Annotated in this window: 24 protein-coding genes, 1 tRNA gene and 1 pseudogene; 17 read left to right on the top strand and 9 right to left on the bottom strand. The window is 71.2% G+C overall.

Going from position 1 to position 24,518, the window contains the following annotated elements:
- Positions 1–24: 24 nt before the first annotated feature.
- The 4 genes from AB0G56_RS11045 (at position 25) to AB0G56_RS11030 (ending at position 4,258) form a co-directional block, all read left to right on the top strand.
- Positions 25–2,103 carry a restriction endonuclease gene (locus AB0G56_RS11045; protein ID WP_360966969.1) on the top strand — a complete coding sequence of 693 codons (2,079 nt, stop codon included), beginning with the start codon at positions 25–27 and terminating at the stop codon, positions 2,101–2,103.
- Positions 2,104–2,239: 136 nt separating this feature from the next.
- Positions 2,240–2,689, top strand: a complete 450-nt coding sequence (locus tag AB0G56_RS11040) for a hypothetical protein (RefSeq protein WP_360966966.1) — start codon at positions 2,240–2,242, stop codon at positions 2,687–2,689.
- A gap of 179 nt (positions 2,690–2,868) precedes the next feature.
- Entirely contained in the window at positions 2,869–3,834 is a 966-nt protein-coding gene (locus tag AB0G56_RS11035; RefSeq protein ID WP_360966963.1) for a hypothetical protein, read from the top strand.
- A complete protein-coding gene (locus tag AB0G56_RS11030) occupies positions 3,827–4,258 on the top strand; it encodes a hypothetical protein (protein WP_360966960.1) in 432 nt (143 codons plus the stop codon). The genes AB0G56_RS11035 and AB0G56_RS11030 overlap by 8 nt, the downstream gene beginning before the upstream one ends.
- Before the next feature lie 1,027 nt (positions 4,259–5,285).
- On the opposite strand, the gene AB0G56_RS11025 is transcribed toward AB0G56_RS11030, so the two are convergent.
- Complete coding sequence (locus AB0G56_RS11025) at positions 5,286–5,699, bottom strand: arsenate reductase ArsC (RefSeq protein ID WP_360967639.1); 414 nt, start codon at positions 5,697–5,699, stop codon at positions 5,286–5,288.
- A gap of 95 nt (positions 5,700–5,794) precedes the next feature.
- Here AB0G56_RS11025 and AB0G56_RS11020 point away from each other — a divergent pair, with 95 nt between their 5' ends.
- From AB0G56_RS11020 to AB0G56_RS10995, 6 genes are all read left to right on the top strand, one after another.
- Positions 5,795–6,103 (top strand): metalloregulator ArsR/SmtB family transcription factor, encoded by a 309-nt coding sequence (locus AB0G56_RS11020; RefSeq protein WP_360966958.1) that lies wholly within the window; start codon positions 5,795–5,797, stop codon positions 6,101–6,103.
- Positions 6,100–7,227 (top strand): ACR3 family arsenite efflux transporter, encoded by a 1,128-nt coding sequence (gene arsB, locus AB0G56_RS11015; RefSeq protein ID WP_360966955.1) that lies wholly within the window; start codon positions 6,100–6,102, stop codon positions 7,225–7,227. The genes AB0G56_RS11020 and arsB overlap by 4 nt, the downstream gene beginning before the upstream one ends.
- Complete coding sequence (locus AB0G56_RS11010) at positions 7,227–7,448, top strand: DUF2180 family protein (RefSeq protein ID WP_360966952.1); 222 nt, start codon at positions 7,227–7,229, stop codon at positions 7,446–7,448. Before arsB ends, AB0G56_RS11010 begins: the two co-directional genes overlap by 1 nt.
- Positions 7,445–8,497 (top strand): ArsO family NAD(P)H-dependent flavin-containing monooxygenase, encoded by a 1,053-nt coding sequence (locus AB0G56_RS11005; RefSeq protein WP_360966950.1) that lies wholly within the window; start codon positions 7,445–7,447, stop codon positions 8,495–8,497. The genes AB0G56_RS11010 and AB0G56_RS11005 overlap by 4 nt, the downstream gene beginning before the upstream one ends.
- Positions 8,498–8,568: 71 nt before the next feature.
- Complete coding sequence (locus AB0G56_RS11000; RefSeq protein WP_360966947.1) at positions 8,569–8,748, top strand: hypothetical protein; 180 nt, start codon at positions 8,569–8,571, stop codon at positions 8,746–8,748.
- A gap of 90 nt (positions 8,749–8,838) precedes the next feature.
- A complete protein-coding gene (locus AB0G56_RS10995; RefSeq protein ID WP_360966944.1) occupies positions 8,839–9,456 on the top strand; it encodes a sulfite exporter TauE/SafE family protein in 618 nt (205 codons plus the stop codon).
- Between the two features lie 82 nt (positions 9,457–9,538).
- On the opposite strand, the gene AB0G56_RS10990 is transcribed toward AB0G56_RS10995, so the two are convergent.
- The gene (locus tag AB0G56_RS10990) at positions 9,539–9,904 is read right to left on the bottom strand and encodes a metalloregulator ArsR/SmtB family transcription factor (protein ID WP_360966941.1); all 366 of its coding nucleotides are present in this window, start codon (positions 9,902–9,904) and stop codon (positions 9,539–9,541) included.
- A gap of 74 nt (positions 9,905–9,978) precedes the next feature.
- Here AB0G56_RS10990 and AB0G56_RS10985 point away from each other — a divergent pair, with 74 nt between their 5' ends.
- Both AB0G56_RS10985 and AB0G56_RS10980 read left to right on the top strand, forming a co-directional pair.
- Entirely contained in the window at positions 9,979–10,149 is a 171-nt protein-coding gene (locus tag AB0G56_RS10985) for a hypothetical protein (RefSeq protein WP_360966939.1), read from the top strand.
- Between the two features lie 32 nt (positions 10,150–10,181).
- On the top strand, positions 10,182–11,579 hold the full coding sequence (locus AB0G56_RS10980) for an NAD(P)-binding domain-containing protein (protein WP_360966936.1): 1,398 nt from the start codon (positions 10,182–10,184) through the stop codon (positions 11,577–11,579).
- A gap of 79 nt (positions 11,580–11,658) precedes the next feature.
- Here AB0G56_RS10980 and AB0G56_RS10975 read toward each other — a convergent pair.
- The 3 genes and pseudogenes from AB0G56_RS10975 to AB0G56_RS10965 form a co-directional block, all read right to left on the bottom strand.
- Positions 11,659–12,271, bottom strand: a pseudogene (locus AB0G56_RS10975) (serine hydrolase domain-containing protein); the annotation flags it as partial.
- A gap of 95 nt (positions 12,272–12,366) precedes the next feature.
- On the bottom strand, positions 12,367–13,455 hold the full coding sequence (locus AB0G56_RS10970) for a glycosyltransferase family 4 protein (RefSeq protein WP_360967637.1): 1,089 nt from the start codon (positions 13,453–13,455) through the stop codon (positions 12,367–12,369).
- A gap of 23 nt (positions 13,456–13,478) precedes the next feature.
- Positions 13,479–13,931 (bottom strand): deoxycytidine triphosphate deaminase, encoded by a 453-nt coding sequence (locus tag AB0G56_RS10965; RefSeq protein ID WP_360966933.1) that lies wholly within the window; start codon positions 13,929–13,931, stop codon positions 13,479–13,481.
- A gap of 142 nt (positions 13,932–14,073) precedes the next feature.
- Here AB0G56_RS10965 and AB0G56_RS10960 point away from each other — a divergent pair, with 142 nt between their 5' ends.
- Entirely contained in the window at positions 14,074–14,775 is a 702-nt protein-coding gene (locus AB0G56_RS10960; RefSeq protein ID WP_360966930.1) for a site-specific integrase, read from the top strand.
- A gap of 46 nt (positions 14,776–14,821) precedes the next feature.
- Here AB0G56_RS10960 and AB0G56_RS10955 read toward each other — a convergent pair.
- The 3 genes from AB0G56_RS10955 to AB0G56_RS10945 form a co-directional block, all read right to left on the bottom strand.
- Positions 14,822–14,894: transfer RNA gene (locus tag AB0G56_RS10955), tRNA-Arg, on the bottom strand.
- A gap of 61 nt (positions 14,895–14,955) precedes the next feature.
- Entirely contained in the window at positions 14,956–15,906 is a 951-nt protein-coding gene (locus tag AB0G56_RS10950) for an IclR family transcriptional regulator C-terminal domain-containing protein (protein ID WP_360967635.1), read from the bottom strand.
- Between the two features lie 178 nt (positions 15,907–16,084).
- On the bottom strand, positions 16,085–17,371 hold the full coding sequence (locus AB0G56_RS10945; protein WP_360967632.1) for a M6 family metalloprotease domain-containing protein: 1,287 nt from the start codon (positions 17,369–17,371) through the stop codon (positions 16,085–16,087).
- A gap of 889 nt (positions 17,372–18,260) precedes the next feature.
- Between AB0G56_RS10945 and AB0G56_RS10940 the strand changes: the two genes are divergently transcribed.
- On the top strand, positions 18,261–18,917 hold the full coding sequence (locus AB0G56_RS10940) for a helix-turn-helix domain-containing protein (protein WP_360966927.1): 657 nt from the start codon (positions 18,261–18,263) through the stop codon (positions 18,915–18,917).
- A gap of 257 nt (positions 18,918–19,174) precedes the next feature.
- A complete protein-coding gene (locus AB0G56_RS10935) occupies positions 19,175–20,731 on the top strand; it encodes an MFS transporter (RefSeq protein ID WP_360966924.1) in 1,557 nt (518 codons plus the stop codon).
- Positions 20,732–20,764: 33 nt separating this feature from the next.
- On the opposite strand, the gene AB0G56_RS10930 is transcribed toward AB0G56_RS10935, so the two are convergent.
- On the bottom strand, positions 20,765–21,301 hold the full coding sequence (locus tag AB0G56_RS10930; protein ID WP_360966921.1) for a MarR family transcriptional regulator: 537 nt from the start codon (positions 21,299–21,301) through the stop codon (positions 20,765–20,767).
- Between the two features lie 250 nt (positions 21,302–21,551).
- Between AB0G56_RS10930 and AB0G56_RS10925 the strand changes: the two genes are divergently transcribed.
- Positions 21,552–22,340, top strand: a complete 789-nt coding sequence (locus tag AB0G56_RS10925; protein WP_360966918.1) for a class III extradiol ring-cleavage dioxygenase — start codon at positions 21,552–21,554, stop codon at positions 22,338–22,340.
- 594 nt (positions 22,341–22,934) lie between these two features.
- Positions 22,935–23,933 carry a sigma-70 family RNA polymerase sigma factor gene (locus tag AB0G56_RS10920; protein ID WP_360966915.1) on the top strand — a complete coding sequence of 333 codons (999 nt, stop codon included), beginning with the start codon at positions 22,935–22,937 and terminating at the stop codon, positions 23,931–23,933.
- Positions 23,934–24,518: the final 585 nt, after the last annotated feature.

The raw sequence follows: 24,518 nt of genomic DNA, 5'->3' as shown, positions 1-24,518 counted from the left end.
GCGCCGGGGAGGGGGCCTTCGGGCATGAGTCGTCGCTCTACTGGTCTGGCCGGTGTCTGGGCCGAGGCGCAGCGGCAGCAGCAGCGCCAGCGGGAGGCCGACGACAGGCGGCGCCGCGAACAGACCCGGCAGGCGCAGGCCTACCAGCGCCGGGCCGCCCAGGACCACCGGCAGTACCGGCAGGCGGAGGCCCGGCGGCGTACCGACGAACTGGACGCACAGGTCGCGGCGTTGCAGGGCCTGCTGGGCGCGGGCTGCCGCGGGCCCGCCTTCACGGCCGCCTCGCTGCTGCGCGCCGAGGAGGTGGCGCCCTTCGCCCCGGGCCCGCTCGCGCAGCCCGTACCCATGCCGCAACCCCACCAGTACCAGGCGCAGGGCGGCTGGACCGCGGGCCGGCGCGCCCAGGCGGAGGCCGAGGCGCGTGCCAGGTTCGAGCAGGACTGGTACGCCGCCCAGGCCGCGGAGGCCCGGCGGCAGCAGCAACTGGAGGCCTACCGGCGGGAGTACGAGCAGTGGGCCGAATCCCAGCTCGCCCGGGTGCGCCGGCACAACGCGGGCGTCGCCGAGATCACGGAGGGCGTACGGCGCCGTGACCCGGACTCCGTGGTCGAGTACTTCTCCGCCGCGCTCTACGCGTCGACGGCCTGGCCGGAAGGCTTCCCCCGGCAGCTCTCGGCGGCCTACGACGCACCGGCGGGCCAACTGGTCCTGGACTGGGAGCTGCCCGGTTACGACGTCGTCCCCGCGGTGAAGTCCGTCCGCTACGTCGCCGCCTCGGACGAGGACAAGGAGAGCGCGCGCCCCGTGACCCAGTGCCGGGCGCTGTACCGGGAGGTCGTCGCCCAGTGCGTGCTGCTGGTGCTGCACGAACTCTTCGCGGCGGACGCGTTCGGCGCGCTGGAGTCCGTGGCGCTGAACGGCTTTGTGGACGCCCACGACCCGGCGACGGGCCGGCAGGGGCACATCCCCCTGGCGACCGTGATGGCGCCGCGGTCGACGTTCGGCGGGCTGCACCTGGAGCAGGTGGACCCGGTCAGCTGCCTGACCGACGCGCTCAGGGGCCTGCTGACGGCCCGGCCCGACCAGCTCACGGCCGTACGCCCCGGCAGGCGGCCGGAGGACGTCGGCGACGGCGGCCGGGTCGTCACCCACGGCGGCGAGGGCGACGACGAACCGGACCTGTACACGATGGACCCGATCGCCTTCGAGTCGCTGGTCGCCGACCTGTTCCGCGCGATGGGGATGCAGGCCGTGACGACCCAGCGCTCGGGCGACGGCGGGGTGGACGTCGACGCGCTGGACCCCGCCCCGATCAGGGGCGGCAGGATCGTGGTCCAGGTGAAGCGCTACCGCAACACGGTGCCGCCCACGGCCGTGCGCGACCTGTACGGCACCGTCCAGGACCAGGGCGCCAACAAGGGCGTCCTGGTGACGACGTCGAAGTTCGGCCCCGGCTCGCACACGTTCGCGGGCGGCAAGCCGCTCGAACTGGTCTCCGGCACGGAACTCGTCGACCTGCTCCACCGGCACGGCCTGCGCGGCAGACTGGGCGAGCGCCGCCCGTCCCCGGCCCCGGCGCGGCCGTCCCCGGCCCGCACACCCGCCGCCCCGGCGCCCGACGACTACAACATCCTGGGCATGTCCTGGTCCGGAGCCGTCGCGCTGGACGTGTGCGCGCTCGTCTGCCGCGGCGACCGGGTGCTCGACGACGACCACTTCGTCTTCTACAACAACCCGCAGACCCCGGACGGTTCCGTCGGCGCGGTCGCGGCCACGCTCCCGGACAAGGCGGCCCTCCGGGTCTCCTTCGACGCGCTCCCGGCCCACTGCGACCGGCTCGTCCTGGTCGCCGCGATCGACCCGGAGGCGGACCCGGACGCCGACCTCTCCGGCTTCACCGACGCCTGCGTCCGGCTCCTCGACCCGGCCCTGACGGAACTGGGCCGCCTGGAGGTCTCCGACGGCCGCCCCGGCGAAACCGCCCTGGTCCTCGGCTCCTTCCGCCGCCGGGCCAACGACGACTGGGACTTCGTCCTGGGCGGCAAGGGCTACCCGGGGGGCCTGGTGGAACTGGTGGAGGACCACGGCATAGAGGTGGAGTGACACCCCCTCTCCCTCTCCCTCTCCCTGTCCCCCTCCCTCTCCCCGTCCCGGACTCACCCGTACGGCGGCCTCCCGCTGGTGGGACGCCCAGCCGCTGCACACGGTGGACGCATCCGACCGCAGGGAGGACGACATCATGACGCAGCACGCGGAGACTCCGGGCCCCCCTCCCCGGGACCCCGCCGCCGACCAGGGCAGGACGAGCTCCTGGGCGGCGGGCGGAACGGTGTTCGCCGGGGTGGTGCTGCTGGTGAACGGCCTGCTGGACATCCTCAAGGGCATCTCGGCCATCGCGTCCGACGCCATCTACGCGCGCGTGGGCGACTACGTCTACCGCTTCAACCTCACGGCCTGGGGCTGGGTCCTGGTGGTCGTGGGAGTGATCGCCGTGGTCACCGGCCTCGGCCTCCTCACGGACGCGCTGTGGGCCCGCGTGCTGGGCGTCTTCATGGCCTCCATCAGCCTCATCGCCAACTTCCTCTGGCTCCCGTACCAACCCCTGTGGGCGATCATCTCCATCGGCCTGGCCGCATGGGTGATCTGGGCGCTGACGGCCCACCGGGCGTCCCGCGCCGCCGGGTTGTGAGGCGACCGCCCGTCGGAGCCACCGTGGGTCCACATCGCACCGCCTCCGCTCCGGAGCTTCGACGGACGCGGGGGCCTCGGCCAAGGCACAATGTGAACGTATGACCCTGCGGGACCGCGCGGGGTCATGGGGGCCCCATGGGGCGCCAAGGGGGGACAGTGCCGTTCTTCATACCAGTCGTGCTCATCGGTGTCGGAATGGCGACCGGCGGCAGCGGGGTCGCTCTCGGCGGCAAAGGGGCCCACGACCTCAAGCGTTCCAGGGGCCGGCTCAAGGAGGCGGCCCAGGTCCACGAGCGGCGCCTGGCCCGGGCCGAGGACGCACTGGCAGCGACGAACACTGCCCTCAAGGCACTGCGGGAGCAGCAGAAGCAGGCGTTCGCCGATGTCGTCCTGCGCATGGTCGGCTTCCTGCGGCGCCACGAGCGACAGGTGCGCGAGAGCGAGCGACTGCTCGTCGAGGGCATCGACGCCACCATGACCGAGATCCCCGGGCTCCGCGGCCTCGACGTCGACGCGGTGGCATGGATCGGCGGGGCTCTCGGATCCGCGGCGGCGGGCGCGGGTGCGGGCGCGGGGATCACGGCGGCAGCGAGCAGCTTCGGAGTCGCGAGCACCGGAGCGGCGATCTCAGGCTTGTCGGGTGCCGCGGCCGAGAGCGCGACCCTCGCCTTCCTGGGCGGCGGGTCGCTCGCATCGGGCGGCGGTGGGATGGCGCTGGGAGCCACGGTGCTCAACTTCGTCACCGTCGGTCCCGCGCTGCTCGTCGGCGGACTGGTCCTCAAGGGCCAGGGAACGAAGGCGCTCACCCGGGCAAAGGAATTCGAGGCGAGAATCGCCGTGGCGATTGCCGAACTCGACGAAACGGACGCCCGTCTGAAGGGTGTCGACGCCCGCGCGGCGGAGTTGCGTGAGCTCCTGACGGCCCTCACCTCCCGGGCGCTCGAGGCGCTGGAGCTCCTGGAGTCCGAGCCGTTCGACCCACCGAGGCACGCCGTCCGCTTCCAGCGCGCCATGGCACTGGTCATGGCGGTCCGCGACGTGGCGGCGACTTTGATCGTCGACGCCGAGGGCGAGCTGGACGAGCGCAGCGCGAACCTCACCATCAGATACACGCCCTTGACCGAGGAGATCCGAGATGCCTGAACAACCCAAGGTGCGCGTGGGGAAGGTCGTCAGCGCGGCCAAGGGCTCGGTCCGGGCGATGGACGGCTTCGACGCACTGAACCGGCTGGTCGAAGCCACCCGTGAGTGCATCCACATCCACGAGGTGGAGAGCACCAAGCGATCCCGCCTGGAGGCCTACGAAGCCACGGAGACCGCTCGGATCAGGGCCGCCGAAGCCGTCCTCAAGGAGTACTTCGCACAGGCATTCGCGGAACGACGCAGCATCTACGAGGAGATGTTCGCCCGGCTGGACCGGGCACTCGACGAGGGCAACGGCGAAGTGCTGAACACCGTCGTACGGGGAATCGTCGACATCGCCAAGAGCTCGCCGCTCGCGGACATCGGAGACCTCTCTCAGGTCCGGGCGGCACTGGACGACCCCGATCAGGTATGGGAACTCTGACCGCAGTGCGTCCGTGGGCGGCACCGCCGCCGGGACACGAGCCGTTGCGGCGGCGGCACCGGGTGGTACCGGGCGGCGAAGACCCGCAGCGGCGACGCCACCACACCTGAGCGGCACCCGCTGTACCTCGACTGCTCAGCCCCGCGACGAGGGGCCGGTCCGGGCTCGTGGGCGATGGGCGCCGCCGCGGCCACACCGGCCGGACGACGGGCGGCTTCGCAGTCGCGTCGGCGCGGCCATCGGTTTGAGAACCGTGCGGTCTCCCCATCCTCCGGACGTTCGGAAAACCGTCAGCGCCTTCGCCGAGTAACGCATGGTGAGGGCACTGACGGCACGTTCGTCGCGGCTGTGAAGGCGCGTTGATCACGTTCGGTTCCGGTGGGCGGCCGATGACTGCTCGGCTGTGTGTCTGAGCTGTTCGGCGGTGCGTCTCTCGTCCCTTCGTGTGGTCGCCTCGGTGGGTGGTCCGCACGGCGGGGTGACACCGGTCGACGATCAAGGCGCTGGCTTCGAAGGGATCGCAGGAGGAGCCTGCGACCGCTGCGTGAGGGTAGGTCACCGTGATCGACAGGCGGAACGCCGGCGGCTGGAGCAGCACCCCGTGCCGTGACCGAGGCCCTGGGCCACTCCCAGAGCCCCATGGACCACCTGCTCAGGCGGCACCCTGGTCGTCAGCGACCACCGGCGCCGATGCCGGAAGCAGATGTCAAAGGCCCCGGACCATGGTCGGTCCGGGGCCTTTCGCCTGATGCCCCCCGGCAGGATTCGAACCTGCGACACCCGCTTCAGGAGTGGGATCGAATCCTTGCCGGGTGGTACGCGACGCTGCCGAGTGGTGTTGTTCTGCCTGATCAGCGGAACGCGGCCTCGTGTTCGATCCGGCCCGTGCGGCCTCGTGCCGGACAGTCCGCGCACGCATCGCGCACGCATGGAGTCCTTGCCCTGGAGCGTAGCTGCGGGATGTTCGGCTCTTCGCCCGGCAGCTCGCGGGCACATGACTCACGTAGCCCACTGTCGGTCAGTGAGCTCACGCTTCACGGTCCGCGTCGATCTCGGCGATGAGGGCCTCGACGCGGGTCTTGATCTCGTCGCGGATGGGGCGGACGGCCTCGACGCCCTGGCCGGCCGGGTCGTCCAGCTGCCAGTCGAGGTAGCGCTTGCCGGGGAAGACGGGGCAGGTGTCGCCGCAGCCCATGGTGATGCAGACGTCCGATTCGCGGACCGCGTCGACGGTGAGGATCTTCGGCACCTCGGCGGAGATGTCGATACCGGCCTCGGCCATCGCCTCGACGGCGGCCGGGTTGACCTGGTCGCCGGGGTCGGAGCCGGCGGAGCGGACCTCGACGCGGTCTCCGGCGAGGTGGGTCAGCCACGCGGCGGCCATCTGGGAGCGACCGGCGTTGTGGACGCAGACGAACAGGACGGACGGCTTGTCGGCCATGGTGATCGTTCTCTCTCGTCGCATGGCGGAACCCGGCCGCCGATGACTTCAGCCCCCGCTGATGTCAGCAGGCGATGATGTGACAGTATCAGTGCATGCTGACTTCAGTCGATCCTGATGTGATCCGGGTGCTGGGCGATCCGCTCCGCCTGAAGATCGTGACCTTGCTGGCGCGCGAGACGCTGTGTACGACGCACCTGGTCGAGGAGACCGGGGCCAGGCAGACGAACCTGTCCAACCACATGAAGGTGCTGCGCGAGGCCGGGCTGGTGGAGACCGAGCCCTGCGGTCGCTTCACCTACTACAAGCTCAAGCCCGAGGTGCTCGCCGGGCTCTCCGAGCAGTTCGCCGAACTCGCCGCCTTGGCCCGCACCGCCGCCGAGAACAAGAGGGCCTGCCCGTGACCTCCACCGAGCCCACCGCCGCCTCTGCGCAGGGTGCCGGCCCGGCCGGGGACGACTCGATCGTCAGGAAGCTCTCCACCCTCGACCGCTACCTCGCGGTGTGGATCCTGCTCGCCATGGCCGTCGGCCTGGGCCTGGGCCGCCTGATCCCGGGGATGAACGACGCGCTCGCGAAGATCGAGATCGGCGGGATCTCCCTGCCGATCTCGCTCGGCCTGCTGGTCATGATGTACCCGGTCCTGGCCAAGGTCCGCTACGACAGGCTCGACCGCGTGACCGGCGACAAGAAGCTGATGGTCTCCTCGCTGGTCATCAACTGGATCGTCGGACCCGCGGTGATGTTCGCCCTGGCGTGGCTCTTCCTGCCGGACCTGCCCGAGTACCGCACCGGTCTGATCATCGTCGGGCTCGCCCGCTGCATCGCCATGGTCATCATCTGGAACGACCTCGCCTGCGGCGACCGCGAAGCGGCGGCGGTCCTGGTCGCCCTCAACAGCGTCTTCCAGGTCCTGGCGTTCGGCCTGCTGGGCTGGTTCTACCTCGACCTGCTCCCGCGCTGGTTGAACCTCGGCGACGGCCAGGGCCTGGACGTGTCCGTGTGGCACATCGCGCTGAACGTCGTCATCTTCCTCGGCATCCCGCTGCTCGCAGGCTTCCTCACCCGTCGCATCGGCGAGCAGAAGATGGGCCGCACCGACTACGAGGCGAAGCTCCTGCCGAAGATCGGCCCGTGGGCGCTGTACGGGCTGCTGTTCACGATCGTCATCCTCTTCGCCCTGCAAGGGAAGACCATCACCTCACAGCCGCTGGACGTGGCCCGGATCGCGCTGCCGCTGCTGGTCTACTTCGCGGTCATGTTCTTCGGCACCTTCCTGCTCGGCAAGGCCCTGGGCCTGGCCTACGACCGCACCGCGACCCTCGCGTTCACCGCGGCGGGCAACAACTTCGAGCTGGCCATCGCGGTCGCCATCGCCACCTTCGGCGTCACCTCCGGCCAGGCCCTGTCCGGCGTCGTCGGACCGCTCATCGAAGTCCCGGTCCTGATCGGCCTGGTCTACGTCGCGCTGGCCTGGCGCCGGAAGTTCACGCCCGCAACACTCACCACCCCGGGAAGGGACAGCTGATGCACTGCCTCGACTGCAGCACCGCACGGACCAACAGCCCCGCCGTCGGGGTCTGCCAGGGCTGCGGCGCCGGGGTCTGCGCGGAGCATGCCCGCGTTGCGGCCCGGAACGTGCGCCGGGGCAGCCTGATCGGGGCCCCCGTCGAGTCCGGGGCGCGGACGGTGCTGTGCCGGGTCTGCGCTGCAGCTGAGGCACCCGCCGCGGCGGCTCTTGCCCCGTGACGCAGCACACGGATGTGGTGGTGGTCGGCGGCGGCCAGGCAGGACTCGCCGCCGGCTACCACCTCCGACGCCAGCGCCTCGACTTCTTGATCCTGGACGCTGATGCGGCGCCGGGAGGGTCCTGGCAGCACATGTGGGACTCGCTGCACCTGTTCTCCCCAGCGGAGCACTCCTCGCTGCCCGGCCGCCTCATGCCCACCCAGGCGGGCGAGACGTACCCGGGCGCCGAGCACGTGGTGGGCTACCTCGCCGACTACGAGAAGCGCTACGACCTGCCCGTCCAGCGCGGCACCCGCGTGGACGCCGTACGCCGCGACGCAGACCGGCTCCTGGTCGAAGCGGACTCCGGCAGCTGGCGGGCCCGTGCGGTCATCAGTGCCACCGGCACGTGGTCGCGGCCGTTTCTGCCCGCAGTCCCGGGCCGATCCCTCTTCACCGGGCGGCAGCTGCACACCGTGAACTACCGCTCGCCAGCCGACTTCGCCGGGCAGCGCGTGATCGTGGTCGGCGGCGGCAACTCCGGCGCCCAGATCGCCGCCGACCTTGCCCTGGACGGCAGCGTCGAGGTGACGTGGGTGACCCAGCGCCCGCCGCGGTTCCTCCCCGACGACATCGACGGCCGCGCCCTGTTCGACGTCGCCACCGCCCGCCGCCGCGCACTCGACACCGGCGGCGTCGCCTCGCTGGGCGACATCGTGGCCGTACCGCCCGTCCGTGCCGCCCGTGACGCCGGACTCCTGACCGCGAAGCCGATGTTCTCCCAGCTCACCGCCGACGGCGTCCGATGGGCCGACGGCAGCCGCACGGGTGCGGACGCGGTCTTCTGGTGCACCGGTTTCCGTCCTGCCCTGTCCCACCTGGCCCCCCTCCGGCTACGAGGCGTGCGCGGGCGCATCGCGACCGAAGGCACTCGTGCGGTCGACGAACCGCGGCTGCACCTGCTGGGTTACGGCGACTGGACCGGCCCGGCGTCCGCGACACTGATCGGGGTGGGGCGCCCAGCGCGGGACGCCGCCCGCGAGATCGCGGCGCTGTGCGCGCACAACTGACAAGGCGGCTCTACGTGTTTCGTGGCTTTCCCCAGTGTCGCGTCGCGGCTTGATCATCGCAACTGCCGGACGTGACCTCGCCGCTGGCCGCCGTTCCTCCCCAACCGGTGAGCCGGACCGGCTCCGTGCCCGTGGTGTTCAGCGCGGGCGCGGCCATCGGCGCCCTCGGCGGGATGATCGGCCTCGGCGGTGCGGAGTTCCGGCATCCCCTGCTGATCGGCCTGTTCGGGTTCGCGGCCTGCGCTACATGACGACGGCCGCCGTGGTGCCGCCCGCACAGCGGGGAGCGGTGTTCGGCTTCGTCGCCGCGACCGCTTTCCGCGGTCATCCTGGACAAGGCCATGAGCCTCGTCGTGGTCGTCGTGGCGCTGCCCGCCCGGCTGGCCGCGGTGTCCGCGACCCAGCTGGCCGATCACTGGCCTGTCGCCGTCAACCTGCCGGCCGGGAGCCTGCTGGGCGCATGGGCCGGAGCGAGCCGGGCGGTACGGATGCGCAGCGGCACCCTGTACAAGGTGCCGGCGGCACTGATGGTGTTCATGGCCGCAGCTCTCCTGGTCACGCACCTCACCACCGTGGGAACGCCGGCGCTGCCGCTGTGGGCGCAGGTGCCCTGCGGCGTCGTGGCCGGCTTCGGAATCGGCGTGGTCGCCGCGATCACGGGCGTGGCCGGGGGTGAGCTTTTGATCCCGACGATCGTGCTGCTGTCCGGCCTGGACATCAGGACGGCCGGAAGCCTGTCCCTGCTGGTGTCGCTGCCGACCATGCTGGTGGCCTTCGCCCGCTACCGCCGCGACGGCAGCTTCGCGGTCTTGGCTGCCAACCTTCGCTTCACCGGAGTGATGGCCGCGGGCTCGATCGCCGGCGCGCTGCTGGTCGGCGTCTTCTCCGACCTGATGCTCGTTCCCGTGCCGGCGGTGATCCTGCTCGTCTCCTCGGTCAAGTTCGTGCGCCACGACTGAGACGGCTTCCGAGCGCCTGAGCCCGGCTGCGCTGCTGCCCGCTCGGCTGGGTGACTGATCCCCTGCTGGGCTGGGGCGCAGGTCAGACGCGCAGGTCGAGCATGGCGGCCATGGCCGCCACCACGGACGGGGCGATCTGGTAGTAGACCCAGGTGCCGCGTCGCTCGGAGGTCAGCAGGCCGGCCTCGCGCAGCTTCTTCAAGTGGTGGGAGACGGTGGGCTGGGAGACGCCGACGTCGGCGATGTCGCAGACGCATGCCTCGCCGCCCGCATGGGAGGCGACCTTGGAGAACAGCCGAAGCCGCACCGGGTCCGACAGCGCCTTGAACATGGCGGCCATCTTCTCCGCGTCCGCTTGGGACAGTTCCCCGGCGGTGATCGGTGGGCAGCAGGGCACGACGTCGCCGTCCTGCACGACGGGCAGCTCTACGACCTCTGATTTCGACATGCGTCTATGTTGACACTCGTCGATACCGGTGACAAGCTCCGGTGTATCGACAGACGTCGAAGCAAGGAGTCGTCGTGACCACCACTCTTCGTACTGTGCTCACCGCGGCCCGGGCCCGCCGCACCGCACGCCACCTGGCCGGCGTCAGCTTCTGCGACAGCTGCGCGCAGGTCAGCGACAGCGCCACCCGGGCGGCCGAACGCCGACAGCACACCCAGCTGACCGCTTTCACCCACGCGCGCTGACCACCCTTCGCCCCTCAAGGAGACCGAGCATCATGAGCACCCAGCAGCTCCCTGTCGTCGTCATCGGAGCCGGCCCCGTCGGACTCGCGGCCGCCGCTCACCTCGTCGAGCGCGCCATCGAGCCCCTCGTCCTGGAAGCAGGCAGCCGTGCCGGTGCAGCCGTGCGTGAGTGGAGCCACGTGCGCCTGTTCTCCACCTGGGGCGAGGTCGTCGACCCGGCCGCCGAGAAGCTCCTCGCCCCCGCGGGTTGGACGCGCCCCGACCCGGCGACGTACCCGTCCGGTGGTGACTGGGCGGAGCAGTACCTTCAGCCGCTCGCCGATGTCCTCGGCGACAAGGTCCGCACCGGCGCCGCGGTCACCGGTGTCTCCCGGGCCGGCCGTGACCGGATCGTCGACGCCGACCGCGAGACCCAGCCCTTCGTCGTTCACGTCGAGTACGCCGACGGCCGCGAGGAGCGGATCCTCGCCCGCTCCGTGATCGACGCCTCCGGCACCTGGACCGTCCCGTCCCCGGCCGGCGGCAGCGGCCTGCCCGCGCTCGGCGAGAAGGCGGCGGCCGACCGCATCACATACCGCGTCCCGGACCTGAAGGGCCCGGCTGCGCGCGCTCGTTACGCGGGCAGGCGCACCGCGGTGATCGGCTCCGGCGCCTCCGCCTTCACCGCTCTCGCCTACCTTGCCGAGCTGGCCAAGTCCGAGGGCGGCACGGGGACGCACGCGGTGTGGATCCTGCGCCGGGGCATCTCCGGCTCCTCCTTCGGCGGCGGCACCGCCGACCAGCTGCCCGCCCGCGGTGCCCTCGGCCTCGCGGCCAAGGCCGCGGTCGACGACGGACACGCGGACGCGGTGACCGGCTTCCGCACCGAGGCGTTCGAACGCGACGCTGACGGACGCCTCGTCCTGGTGGGCGAGGACGGCCGCCGCCTCGACCCGGTGGACGAGGTGATCGTGCTGACCGGATTCCGCCCCGATCTGTCCTTCCTCTCCGAGATCCGCCTGCGTCTCGACGAGCGCCTTGAGGCCCCAGTGGAACTCGCCCCCCTGATCGACCCCAACCAGCACTCCTGCGGCACGGTCTACCCGCACGGCCACCGCGAGCTCTCCCACCCCGAACAGGGCGTCTACCTGGTCGGCATGAAGTCCTACGGCCGCGCCCCGACCTTCCTGGCCATGACCGGGTACGAGCAGGTCCGTTCCGTCGTCGCCGCGATCGCCGGCGACCTCGACTCCGCCGACCGCGTCGAGCTCACCCTCCCGGAGACCGGGGTCTGCGGCGGCGCGGGCCTGTTCGACGCTCCCGACCCCCAGCAGGCCGATGGCGGCGGCTGCTGCGCCGCGCCCGAACCGCAGCTCGTCCAGCTCGCCGCGCCTTCGGCAGCAGGCCCGGCGGCAGAGGAGTCTCCCTCGGGCGGCTGCTGCGGCTCGTGACCGGCCTCAACACCCACGACAGCGGGAATGCGACTGGAACAGTGATGCCGTATTCGGCGATGCCCTGACGGGCCATCTGTTCGGTGGGCGCGCAGTGTGCGGCGAGGTTGGCGGGCAGGGGGCCGAAGCGGGTGGAGGTCATGCCCAGTGGGAGCCAGGTGCGGGTGGTGGCCAGTTGGTCCAGGGGCTGGCCGGAAAGATATTCGGCGAGGTAGCCCAGGATGAGGGCGGCTCGGTCGGTGTACTCGACTGCCTCACCTGGAGATTGATGGAGCCGCTCGCGGAGGACGCCTTGGCGGATCTCCTCCCGGTCGGTGCCGTAGAGGTTCTTCAGCTGGGCGCGCAGCGGGACACCGGCGGTGTGCGTCAGCAACTGTCGGGCGGTGACGGCGCCGAGTTGGTGGCCGGTGACCTCGGGCCAAGGTGCCGAGCGGCTGGTCGAGGTCGAGGGTGCCGTCCTCCCACAGGGCCCCGATGGAGGACCAGACGGCCAGGATCTTGGTGAGGCTGGCGGCGTCGAAGACGGTGTCGGTGCGCATGGGCACGTGCGGCTCGTCGGGGTCGAGGACGCCGGTGGTGCCCTGGGCGAGAGTGCCGGTGGCGTCGCCGAGGGCCCACACAGCGCCTGGGTACACTTTGTCGCGGACTCCTTCGTCGAGTAGGGCTTCGATGCGGTCGCGGTCGGACGTCATGGTCTCCCTCTTCGCCGGGGTATCCCGTCGGTCAGCGTAGTTACGTTCGTGGGGCGGTTCGGGTAGTGACCGTGTCGGGTCGTCCGGCGGTCGCTTCAGGTGAGCTGTCGGCCGAGGTCGGTCAGGGACCGTGCGGTCGCCGAGAGGGGATGGCGAGCCGCGTTGGCGTAGCCCGCCTGTCGCAGGGCGGTCAGCAGTCCGGGTGTCTTTCTCAGCCGGTCGAGGTCGCGCGCGAGCGCGGCGGAGTGCGTGAAGTCGGTGGCCATGCCGGAGGCAGCGAGCGCTTCACTGAGGCCGGGTACGGGCTGGTAGAGGACGGGGAGTCCGCACGCTTGGGCTTCCAGCGCGACCAGTCCCATGGCTTCCAGGGTGGTGGACGGCATGACCAATACGTCGTGTTCGGTGAAGGCTTTCCACAGCTGTGCGCGGCGGAGCCAGCCGAGGTAGCGCGCTCGTACGCCTGCTCGTTGCAGCAGCGGGGCGAGTGCGTGGAACTGGGCTCTGGGCGCCGCGACGCTCAGCTCGACGCCGGTTACCGGAGCCAGGCTCTTGATCAGGTTCTCGGCGCCCTTTTCGGCGGTTAGGCGTCCTGCGTACAGGAGCCGCAGGTGGCTGGTGGAGGTGCGCGCCGGCCGGGCAGGCGGGGCGGTGAGCAGGTGGTCGGGGATGACCCAGGGGATGTGGGTGATCTTGCGGCGCTCGATCTGCGGGGCGAGCTTGAGGAGGCGGTCGGCCATTGCATTGGTGGGGACCACGATGGCGTCGGCGGCCCTGGCTGTTTCGTGCAGCACTTGGAGCTGGTCTCGGTGTGTCTCGGCGAAGGGCAGGTCCGTGCCGTGGACGAGGGCGATCCGGGGATGTGTGGGCAGCGCGCGGATGACGGCGGGTGTGGCGCCGAACGCGAGGTGCTGCAAATGGAGGACGTCGATCTGTGTGGCGTCGACCGCGGCTGTGAGTGCTCTGCGAAGGGTGGCGACGTAGCGGCTGAAGGCCGTTCCTTCCAGGCATTTGCCTGCCACGGGGAGCAGGTTGACTCCGACGGGCGGTCGGGGACCGTGACCAGGTGGCGTGAGCATGAAGGCGCGGGCCGGGATGAGGGGCTGCTGGCCGGTGTAGAGGTCGAGGAAAAGTTCGACGCTGCCGCCGGGGCTTCCGACGGGGAGATCCAGGAAGGTGGCGGCCATCGGGACGGTGGTCGAGCGAGCGTTCACCGCGTGCCTCCGTCGATCTCCTCGTAGAGGCGCGAGATGTCGATGCCTTCCGTGGACGCGTACTTGGCGGGCTGCTGCTGGTAGCTGGCCGGGGTGCCGGAGGTGGTGAGGAAGACGAGCTTGCCGAAGGTCATACCCGGATACACGCGCACCGGTCGTGTGGCGCGGATCTCTAGAGTCCAGCGGATCGCATGGCCCTGGTGTCCGAGCGGAGCCGAGACGTGTACCCAGATGCCCAGGGATCCGGTGGTGCGGTTGCCGTTCAGTAGCTGCGCGTACGTCTCCGAACCGGTCCGCTCCAGCGTGATGCCGAGGTAGAGCCTGCGGGCGATGGGTGTCCTGATCGGCTCGTGCGAACCACACCGGCCGAAGGCCGGCGGTGCGGCGGATCGTTTCCGATGGGAGGAAGCCCTGGAACTGCTGGCACCCGAAATGAGGTAGGACGGCACGTGTGGACGGACGAGCGCATCCTCCACCGGAAGCGCACTGGCGAGAAGCCGTCGCCGGTGATGGTCCGGACACCGGGAGCACACGGGCCTGTTCCTCGACCACGTTGCGGAGGACCGCCTGTACGCGCTGTTCCGTCTGATCGTGTTCCGTGGGCTGCGACGGGGTGAGGCGTGTGGCCAGAAGTGGACCGACACCAACGTGGACGCCGGCCTCATCACCGTCTCCAAGCAACTCGTCGTAGACGGCTGGGAGGTGTACGAGGACGACCCCAAGACAGACGCCGGCGCACGCACCATCGCGCTCGACTCCGACACGGTCCAGGCCCTCAAGCAGCACCGCGCCCAGCAGGACAAGGGCCGCACGGAATGGGGGAGCGCCTGGGTGGAGACCGGTCGCGTCTTCACCAAGGAGAACGGCGAGATGCTCCACCCCGCCGACGTCACACGCCGCTTCATCGAGCTGTACGAGGAGATCGGCCTCCCGCCGGTCCGGCTCCACGACCTCCGTCACGGTGCCGCGACGCTGGCCCACGCGGCCGGGGCCGACCTGAAGGGCATCCAGGGGATGCTCGGCCACTCCTCGATCACCATCACGGCCGACACGTACACGAGCCTGCTCCCCGAGGCGGACCTGGCGATCGCCGAGGCCGCAGCCAGGCTCGTACCGCGCGCCCGCGCCGCCTCCAAGAGCGTCGCTCGGCAAGCCCCGGCCGAGGCCGGGCCTGCGGAGGCGAACGTGCCGGACGGTGCTGATCCGTCCGGAGAGATCGCGGGGCCTGGCGCCCCGTCCGCTCACGCACCGCTCACGCAAACGGCCCCGGACGAGACGTCCGAGGCCGAATAGAGCGCCTCCCTGGGAAGAAGCTCCAGGTCAGCGGCTTAATGCGTTGTGCCCCCGGCAGGATTCGAACCTGCGACACCCGCTTTAGGAGAGCGGTGCTCTATCCCCTGAGCTACGAAGGCGGATCGTGGCGGTGTGGGCCACTGGCGTCAGCGTACCGGATCAGGGCGGGGGCGGGTGGGGTCAGGTCAGGGGGACGCGGGTGAAGTGGGAGGCCATGTGGAGGTCCGCTTCGATGCGGGTCGCGGTGTGGCGGAGGGCGGCAAGGAGGGTGTCGGTGCACTCCTCGCGGGTGTGGCGGGCCGCATGCATGGCGATGTTCACCGCCGCGACGCGGCGGCCCGTGCGGTCGAGTAGGGGGACCGCGATCGGGCGCAGGCCCTCTTCGAGTTCCTCGTCGGCCAGGGCGGAGCCGAGGGGGTCGGCGGCCGTCGGGGCGCGGCCCAGGGCCGTGGCGTGGGCCGGTAGGCGGGTGCCGACGAGAAGGGTGGTGCGCAGATCCTCCGCCGAGTGGCGGCTGGTGTGGCTCACCACGCTCGCCACGCAGGCGATCGTGCCGTCGGCCGGGTACCGTACCGGCACCGAGACGGCCACCAGGCCCGGCTCGATCAACTGGTCGTCCGACGCCCAGCCCTCCCGGGCCGCCCTGGGCGTGCGTTCCTCGAAGTCGCCGGCCGGTGCGGGCGGTGCCGGCGGGACCGCCGGGAAGGATCGGTTCTCCGGATCGGCCGGCCGGCGCTCGTGCCAGTGGCGCCAGTCCTCGTCCGTCCACTCGGTGGCGAACAGCGGTCCGGGCGCGGTGCGTTCGGCCGGGAGCAGCTCCCCGATGCGGAAACCCAGGGACATGGCGCGGCGCCGGGTCGCCTGGTGGACGAAGTGGATGCCGTCCCGGTCGCGGACCGCCAGTGACACCGACTCGTCCAGCGCGTCGGCGAGGGCGTCGGCCCGCGCGTTCAGCAGGGCGGGCCGACGCAGGGCGGCCAGGTAGGCGTTGCCGAGTTCCATGAGACGGAGGGTGAGGACGGCGTCCCGGCCGTCGAGGCGTACGTACCCCATGCGGGCGAGGGTCGCGGTGACGCGGTCCACGGTGGAGCGGGCGAGGCCCGTGGTGCGTTCCAGGGTGCTCGGGCTCAGGGTGCCGCCCGCCGCAGGTCTGCCTAGGAGGAGGCGTAGGCGTGCGGTTGCAGGGCCACGGTAGTCCGGGCCGTGCGGGAGGGTTACGGGGCCGGGTGCGCGTTCCGATACGGGTAGGGGCAGGGGTACGGATACAGGGGTACGGATACGGGCGCGGGTGTGCCCGGAGAGGCACTCGTCACTGGCGTGTCACCCGTACCCGGTAGTTCCCGGCCAGGTCCGCCGCCGCCACGTCGATGCGGATCTTCGCCTGCGGGTCCTTGAAGGTCTCGCCGGGGGCGAAGGGGGCGTCGGAGAGTTCGGCCTGCACGTTGGGGCTGCGGGTGCAGCCGCCGGAGTTGCGGTGGGCGTCGTAGACGGTGATGGGGCCGTGGCCCGTGTCGACGTCGGCGTTCACCTTGTAGATGAGGACGCCGGGCCGGCACACCGTCTCGTCGTTGCCCTCGTGGGTGCGCAGTTCGAGGGCGTAACCCGTGCTGCCGTCGAGGGGGACGAAGATCAGCTTCGGGCCGCCCGCCCGCTCCAGCGGGGTCAGGGTGTACTCCGTCGAGCCGTGCCGGCTCGCGCAGCTCACCTGGCCGGCGTCCAGCCAGCCCAGCTTCCACTTGTGCCAGCCGAGCAGGTCGTTTCCGGCGCCCCAGTCCTCGCTCATGATGTCCCAGTGGCCGACCGCGCCGCCGCCGTTCTGGGTATAGAGGTCGGGCAGGCCGAAGACGTGGCCGTTCTCGTGGGGGAGGACCCGGTAGCCGGTGCGGTCGTAGGAGCCGGAGCCGTCGTCCTGGCGGGAGTAGACGAAGGAGGCGTTCGCGATGGGGACGCCGTCGGCGACCGGGGCGTCCGGGTTGCCCGCGAAGGTGACGGACAGGACCGTGTCCAGGGCGGACGGGCCCGCGTTCGGGGTCATCAGCACGTTCAGCAGGTCGTACTCGCGGAAGTCCACCGCCGGGTCGGCCGCCGTCACGAGGTCCTGGACGAGCTTGCGGTAGCCCGGGTCGAAGGGGGCGCCGCGTTCTATCCCGTACTCCTTGAACGGCTTCGGCATGCGCAGCCAGTGGGTGATCGGGGCTTCGGGACGGTAGTCGAGGCGTCCGTAGGAGGCGGTGCGGAACCAGTCCTGGGTCTGCGGGAAGAACTCGTGGTAGCGGTCGAGCGCGGTGCCCTCGCCGGGTGCGTCGGAGAAGTCGATCATCAGGGTCAGGGCGTGCACGGTGCCGGTGGAGTGGGCGTAGCCGCCCGCCGTGGGCACGCCCTCCGTCATCTGTACGGTGCGGGCGCCGGTGATCAGACAGGGGGCGAGGGCGGGGGAACGGGCGAGGGCGCCGGCCCCGGCCCCGGGCGCCGTGGCACTGATGGTGAGATGCGCGGCCCCCGCGGTGCTGACGGCGAGGGTCAGCGCGGTGACGGAGGCGAAGGCGGTGGTACGGCGGGGGCGGATGCGGCGGGTCCGTATGAGACGGGTCCGTATCAGGCGGGCACGTATGAGACGGGCGGGTATGAGGCGGGTGCGTATGAGACGGGCGGGTATGGGGCGAGTACGTATGCGGCGAGGGTCCGTGCGGGGCGCGGGTGTGGGGCCGCCGGATACGGGGCCGGTCGCGTGCGTGGGGTGGGGGTGGGTTTCGTCCTTGCCGCCCGCTGTGGCGTCCGGGGCGGGGGGCGCAGGCGCGCGGTCCACACGGTTCGTTCCATCTGCCCTGCCGACGGTCGCCTCGCCACCGGCGGCCGTTCCCACGCCTGCTGCCCTGCCGACGGCCGTCCCGTCCGTGTGCGTTCCGTCGGGGTCCGTTCTGGCGACGGTCGTCCCGTCCGTGTGCGTCCTGCCGGGGTCCGTTCTGGCGACGGCTTCCCCGCCCATGTCCGCCCCGCCGAGATCCGTTCCGCGGGTCCGGTGCGTCCGGGGTGTCCGGTCTGTCCGGCGGCGGGGCGGCTGCGGCTGCATGCGTGGACCTCTCGCTCCAGGCAGCCGCCGGTCTCGCGCCGCGCGGCACCGGTCCGCACCGGTTCGCGCCAGGCGGTCACCGGTCTCGTCTCCGGCTGCACCCTTTCGATCACCCTGTGTCGAGGGCGCGGTGGGCGCGCGCTGGAGCGGGCCGGTCGTGGGACGCGCGGTCCCGTCGTGGGAAAGAGCAGGGCCAGTTGGGTGTGACCCAATGTGACCCAGGTCACGAGAAAACACCTCGGTGGCGGGAAATATCCGGGGACCTCTTCCCCGTTTAGCCCTGTGTACGAGCGAAACGGGGACTCGATCCCCGGATCGCCCCACCGACCTCCTGGTCGTCCTGACCGACCGATCGGGGCGACCGGATCGCCAGACCCAGACCTCCAGATTCACCAGACGACCAGAGGAGCAAGCCGTGTCGGCCGCGACGATCGCGAACCCCGCAGCGCGCAAGGCGTCCAGGCCCCGCGCCGACGCCCTGCGCAACCGGGAGCGGATCGTCACCGCGGCCCGCGAGATGTTCGTCGAGCACGGCGCCGAGGTGCCGCTGGACGAGATCGCCCGTCGGGCCGGTGTCGGCAACGCCACGCTGTACCGGAACTTCCCGGACCGCGACGCCCTCGTCCGCGAGGTCGTCTGCGCCGTGATGGACCGTACGGCCGAGGCGGCCGAGCAGGCGCTCGCGGAGACCGGCGATGCCTTCGAGGCGCTGTCGCGCTTCGTGCACGCCGCCGCCGACGAGCGGATCAGCGCACTCTGTCCGATGGCCTCCAGCACTTTCGACAAGCACCACCCCGACCTGGAGGCCGCGCGCCACCGGGTCGAGCACCTCGTCGAGGAGGTCATGGACCGCGCCAAGGAGGCCGGCCAGTTGCGTGCTGATGTGGGCGTGGGTGACCTGATGGTCGCCGCCGCCCAGCTCAGCCGCCCGCCGGCCGGCACCGGCTGCCTCAGCCACGACCGCTTCGTCCACCGTCATCTACAGCTGTTCCTGGACGGGTTGCGGGCACCGGCCCGTTCTGCCCTGCCGGGTACAACCTTGACCATGGAGGCTCTCCGATGCCAGGCCTGATGCCGGGCCTGCCCGACCGGTAGCGACCGGTCCAGGGCCGAGGCCGGAGTCCTGCTCCTTCCCTCCGTCCCTCCCTCCTTCTCTCCTTCTCTCCTTCTCTCCCTCTGTCCCTTCCTTCCGCCTGCCTGCTCGCCCGCCTGACTTTCCGTTCTGCCTCCTCCGTCTTCCTCCGAGGGCCTTCGAACCGAACCTCGAAGACCGTCGGTGCAGCTTTCGACACCCTTTTTCCGTCACGAAGTCCTGAAGTGGGTACACCCATGTCCGAAACAGCCGCAAAGGCTCCCGGCGTCCTGGAGAAGTCCGGCGACGCCAACCGCTGGAAGGCGCTCGTCTTCATAGCGCTCGCCCAGCTGATGGTCGTCCTCGACGCCACCATCGTGAACATCGCCCTGCCCTCGGCCCAGAAGGACCTGGGCATCTCCGACGGCAACCGGCAGTGGGTCGTCACGGCCTACGCCCTCGCCTTCGGCGGGCTCCTCCTCTTCGGTGGCCGCATCGCCGACCTGTGGGGCCGCAAGCGCGCCTTCGTGGTCGGTCTCACCGGTTTCGCCGCGGCTTCCGCGCTCGGCGGCGCGGCCACGAGCGGCGCGCTGCTGTTCGGTTCCCGTGCGCTGCAGGGTGCGTTCGGCGCGCTGCTCGCGCCCGCCGCGCTCTCCCTGCTCGCGGTGATGTTCACCGACGCCAAGGAGCGCGCCAAGGCGTTCGGCATCTACGGTGCGATCGCCGGCGGTGGCGGCGCCGTCGGTCTGATCCTCGGCGGTTTCCTCACCGAGTACCTGGACTGGCGCTGGACGTTCTTCGTGAACATCCCCTTCGCCGTGGTCGCCGCGGCCGGTGCCTACTTCGTCATCCGCGAGCCGGCCGGCGCCCGCAACCGCTCGCCGCTCGACATCCCCGGCGTCATCCTGTCGACCCTCGGCCTGGTCGCACTGGTCTACGGGTTCACCCGCGCCGAGTCCGCCGGCTGGAGCGACGCGCTGACCATCTCCATGTTCGTGGGTTCGGCCGTGCTGCTCGTGGCCTTCGTGCTCGTCGAGTCGCGGATGCGGGCCCCGCTGCTGCCGCTGCGCGTGGTCACCGAGCGCAACCGCGGCGGTGTCTACCTCTCGCTGGGCCTGGCTATCATCGGCATGTTCGGCCTGTTCCTCTTCCTGACCTACTACCTGCAGATCGTGAAGGGCTACTCGCCGGTCAAGACCGGTTTCGCCTTCCTCCCGATGATCGCGGGCATGATCACCGGCTCCACCCAGATCGGTGCCCGGCTGATGACCCGGGTCCCGGCCCGGCTCCTGATGGGCCCCGGCTTCCTGGTCGCCTCCGTCGGCATGCTGCTGCTGACCCAGCTGAAGACCGACACCTCCTACCCGGCCCTGCTGCTGCCCGCGATGCTGCTGCTCGGTCTCGGCATGGGTACGGCGTTCATGCCGGCCATGTCGCTGTCCGCCCAGGGCGTGCAGCCGCGTGACGCCGGTGTCGCCTCCGCGATGGTCAACACCTCGCAGCAGGTGGGCGGCGCCATCGGTACGGCGCTGCTGAACACGATCGCCTCCTCCGCGACCGCGTCCTACATCAAGGACCACATGGCGGCCGCGGGCACCACCCGGCCGGGGCAGCAGCTGGTGCAGGTGCAGGGTCTGGTGCACGGGTACACCAGCGCCATCTGGTTCGCCGTCGGCATCCTCGTGCTGGCCGCCGTGATCGCGCTGACCTTCGTCAACGCGGGGCGCCCGGGCACGACCATGGTGACCGGCTCCGGGGCCGCCTCCGGTGAGGGCGCCGAGGAGCAGGTGGCGGTGCCGGTCATCGCCCACTGACGTACCACCGCGGACGGGTACCTGCCCGGCGGCTCAGCGCAGCCAGGGCAGGTCCGCGCCCGCTTCGTTCGGCTGGAGTCCCTCGGCGACGATCTGCATGATCTCGCCGAGGGACTTCTGCTGTTCGGGGCTGAGCCGCTCGAACAGGGCCTGCCGTACGGCGACCACGTGGCCGGGAGCGGTGCGCCGCAGGACGTCGGCGCCCTCGTCGGTGAGGACCGCGAACTGGCCCCGTTTGTCCGAGGGACAGTCCTCGCGGCGGACCCAGCCGTTCTTCTCCAGGCGGGCGACGGCGTGCGAGAGGCGGGAACGGGTGATCTTGGCGCTCATGGCCAGCTCGGTCATGCGCAGCCGCCGGCGCGGGGCCTCGGCGAGCTGGACGAGGAGACCGTAGTAGATGTGCGGCATGCCCGCGTCGCGCTGCAGCTGACGGTCGAGGTGGTCCTCCAGGAGGGTGGTGGCGTGGAGATACGCGCGCCAGACACGCTGTTCCTCGGCGGTGAGCCAGCGCTGGGCGTCGGCGGGGCGGTCCTGGGGGGAGCCGGACGCGGAAACGGGTGCCGTGTTCATGTACTCCACTCTACGAGGCCGCTCATTGAACGTTAAACAAAGTTGCGCGTAGAGTGGACCGAGGTGGAGCTTTAAAGTTCAAGTTCAAGGTCAAGTTCAAGGTCCAGGGTTCCAGGGTTCCAGGGTTCCAGGGTTCCAGGGTTCCAGGGTTCCAGGGTTCCAGGGCCTCGGGGCCCTGCCCACTTCGGCTGCGAAGCTCACCGCCCGGCCCCCCGCCGTCCGCGTCCGCCGCCACGAGAAAGCCGCCGCCATGACCACCGCTCCAGAGCGCATGCCCGCCCTCTACCTCAGCCACGGCGCCCCGCCGCTCGCCGACGACCCCGTCTGGCCCGGACAGCTCGCCGCCTGGTCCGCCGCCCTGCCCCGGCCCCGCGCGATCCTGGTCGTCTCCGCGCACTGGGAGGAGGCCCCGCTCGCCCTCGGCGCCGTGGAGACGGTCCCCCTGGTCTACGACTTCTGGGGCTTCCCCGAGCACTACTACCGGGTGCGGTACGCGGCTCCCGGCGCCCCCGGCCTCGCCGAGCGGGTGCGGGGGCTGCTGCGCGGCCCCGGCCTGCCCGTACAGGACGTGCCCGACCGGGGCCTGGACCACGGCGCCTACGTCCCGCTCGTCGAGATGTTCCCCGACGCCGACATCCCCGTCCTCCAGGTGTCCATGCCGACCCTCGACCCCGTGAAGCTCATGGACATCGGCCGCAGGCTCGCCCCGCTGCGCGACGAGGGCGTGCTGATCGTCGGCTCCGGCTTCTTCACCCACAACCTCGCCGCCCTGCGGTACACGGGCGCCGGGGTGCCGAGCTGGTCCTCCGAGTTCGACGACTGGGGGCGGCGCGCCCTGGAGGCCCGCGACTGGGACGCCCTGCTGGACTTCCTCGACAAGGCCCCGGCGGGGCGGTACGCCCACCCGCGCACCGAGCACTTCGCCCCGCTGTTCGTGACCATGGGCGCGGCGGAGGCCGCCGGGGAGCTGGACGCGCAGCGGTCGGTGATCGACGGCTTCTGGATGGGAATGGCGAAGCGGTCGGTGCAGTTCGGCTGAGGGTCGGCTCGGGGGCGACCGAGGGCAGAGTCGAGAGTCGGGGACGGCTGAGGGCCGAGTCGTGGGCGGTCGAGGGCGGGGCCGGGGACGGCTGAGGGCCGAGTCGTGGGCGGCTGAGGGCCGGGGCAGCCGGGGCAGCCGGGGTGGCTGAGGGCCGGCTCGGGGTCGACCCCGGCCCGGCCCTGGGGTGGTGTCCGGGAATCTCCCGAGATCCCGGCTTTGCGGCAACCTTCGGGCGGCGCCGCCCGTCCATGAGAATGGAGGGGCGGTCGAGGATGACGCTCTTCCGCCGTGGGGACTGCGGTATCCGTGTGACCGGTGTCTCACGAAGAGGCGGTCGGCGGGGGCCGGGTCCGCCCGGAGGGTCCTCGGCCGCCCTCCTGACCTGCGGCTCCGTGCCCGCTGCCACGGCGTGCGACACGCCGCGGCGGCACAGGGTACTGCATGATCAGAAAAATTGGGGGGCGGGTTGGGAATTCTGTCCGGTTTCAAGTCGTTGTTCCCATCGGATGCGGGGCACCCGAGGAGAGTCCCCCAGAGAGTGCCGAGCGTCCTGTGGACCACCCGCTGACACACCATCGCAAGGGAGCACGCATGGCAACCCGTGCCGTCGCCCGTCGACAGTCCGCCACCGGCGAGACGGCCGACGCGGCACGCAGTGTTCGCGCCCATGGCGGCGAGATCGCCGACCGCGACCTGGTCGGCATGTACCTCGACGAGATCGCGCGTACACCGCTGCTCGATGCCGCCAAGGAGGTCGAGCTGTCCCAGGTCATCGAGGCGGGTGTGTTCGCGCGGCAGATCCTCGACGGGTACGAGGAGTCCCCGGCCGAGGCCACTCGCGAGGAGCTGGAGGCCCTGGTCGCCGACAGTGAGCGGGCCAAGGACGTGTTCATCCGCTCCAACCTGCGCCTGGTCGTCGCGGTCGCCCGCCGATACCCGCGCAGCGGCCTGCCCCTGCTGGACCTGATCCAGGAGGGCAACGCCGGCCTGGTGCGCGCGGTGGAGAAGTTCGACTACCGCAAGGGCTTCAAGTTCTCGACGTACGCCACCTGGTGGATCCGCCAGGCGATCACGCGCTCGATAGCGGACCAGTCGCGCACCATCCGGCTCCCCGTCCACCTGGTGGAGGAGCTGGGCCGCATCCGCCGCGTCCAGCGCGAGTTCAACCGGGAGAACGGCCGCGACCCGGAGCCCGCGGAGATCGCCGCGGAGCTGGGCTCGACGCCGGAGCGCGTCTCCGACGTGCTCGACTGGGCCCGTGACCCGGTCTCGCTGAACATGTCGGTGGACGACGAGGGCGAGACCCAGTTCGGCGACCTGCTGGAGGACACCTCCGCGGTCTCGCCCGAGCAGTCGGTCCTGACCCTGCTGCGCAGCGAGGAGCTGGACGACCTGATCGGCCGCCTCGACCAGCGCACGGCCTCCATCATCAAGATGCGCTACGGCATCGACGACGGCCGCGAGCGGACGCTGACCGAGGTCGGCAAGGAGCACGGCCTGACGCGTGAGCGCATCCGCCAGATCGAGAAGCACGCGCTGCTGGAGCTGAAGAAGCTGGCCCGCGACACGGGGTTCGACGCCGCGGCGTGAGGGTCCGCCCCGGGGAGCCGCTCTCCCCGGGCCTTCGCGGCAGGGCGCGGCCAGGCGGGCCTCCGCGGCGCGTGGACGGCGCGGCGCGTGTGGGGTTCGGTACGCGGGCGGCGCAGTGCGTGTACGGTGCGGCATGTGTTCGGTGCGGCGTGTGCGCGGTGCGTGCATCGCGCGGGAGCGGTAGCGGACACGGCAGGCCGACTCCCACCGCGTACGCCCGGTGGCCAAAGCCCGCGCAAACATGGCTGTGGAGCGTCGCTTCAACCGGCGGCGCGCCGGGAACAACCCTTCCGGGCCCGGAAGTTCGGTACCTGTCCGGACGCCGGTCCGCCAGAGTAGTACCACCCGACCGACCTACGTCGTCCGACACACCCACGTCGTCCGGCAGGGCCGCACCGACCGTGCTGCCGTACTGATCGACCGTACCGATCGCCCGTACTGATCGACCGTGCCGCCGTACGTGCCGGGCCGCCGTACGAACTGATCGCAGCCACCGACCCGAGCCGGTCCGACTTGAGCCGATCCACGCGGCCGGCCGACGGCCGGTGAGGGCCGGGCGGCGCACACAGAGCCACGTCCCGACGC

The sequence above is a fragment of the Streptomyces sp. NPDC021356 genome, assembly GCF_040641015.1.
Classification (GTDB): domain Bacteria; phylum Actinomycetota; class Actinomycetes; order Streptomycetales; family Streptomycetaceae; genus Streptomyces.
The sequence above is the reverse complement of the archived record's forward strand: the minus strand, read 5'-3'. Positions and strand labels throughout refer to the sequence as shown.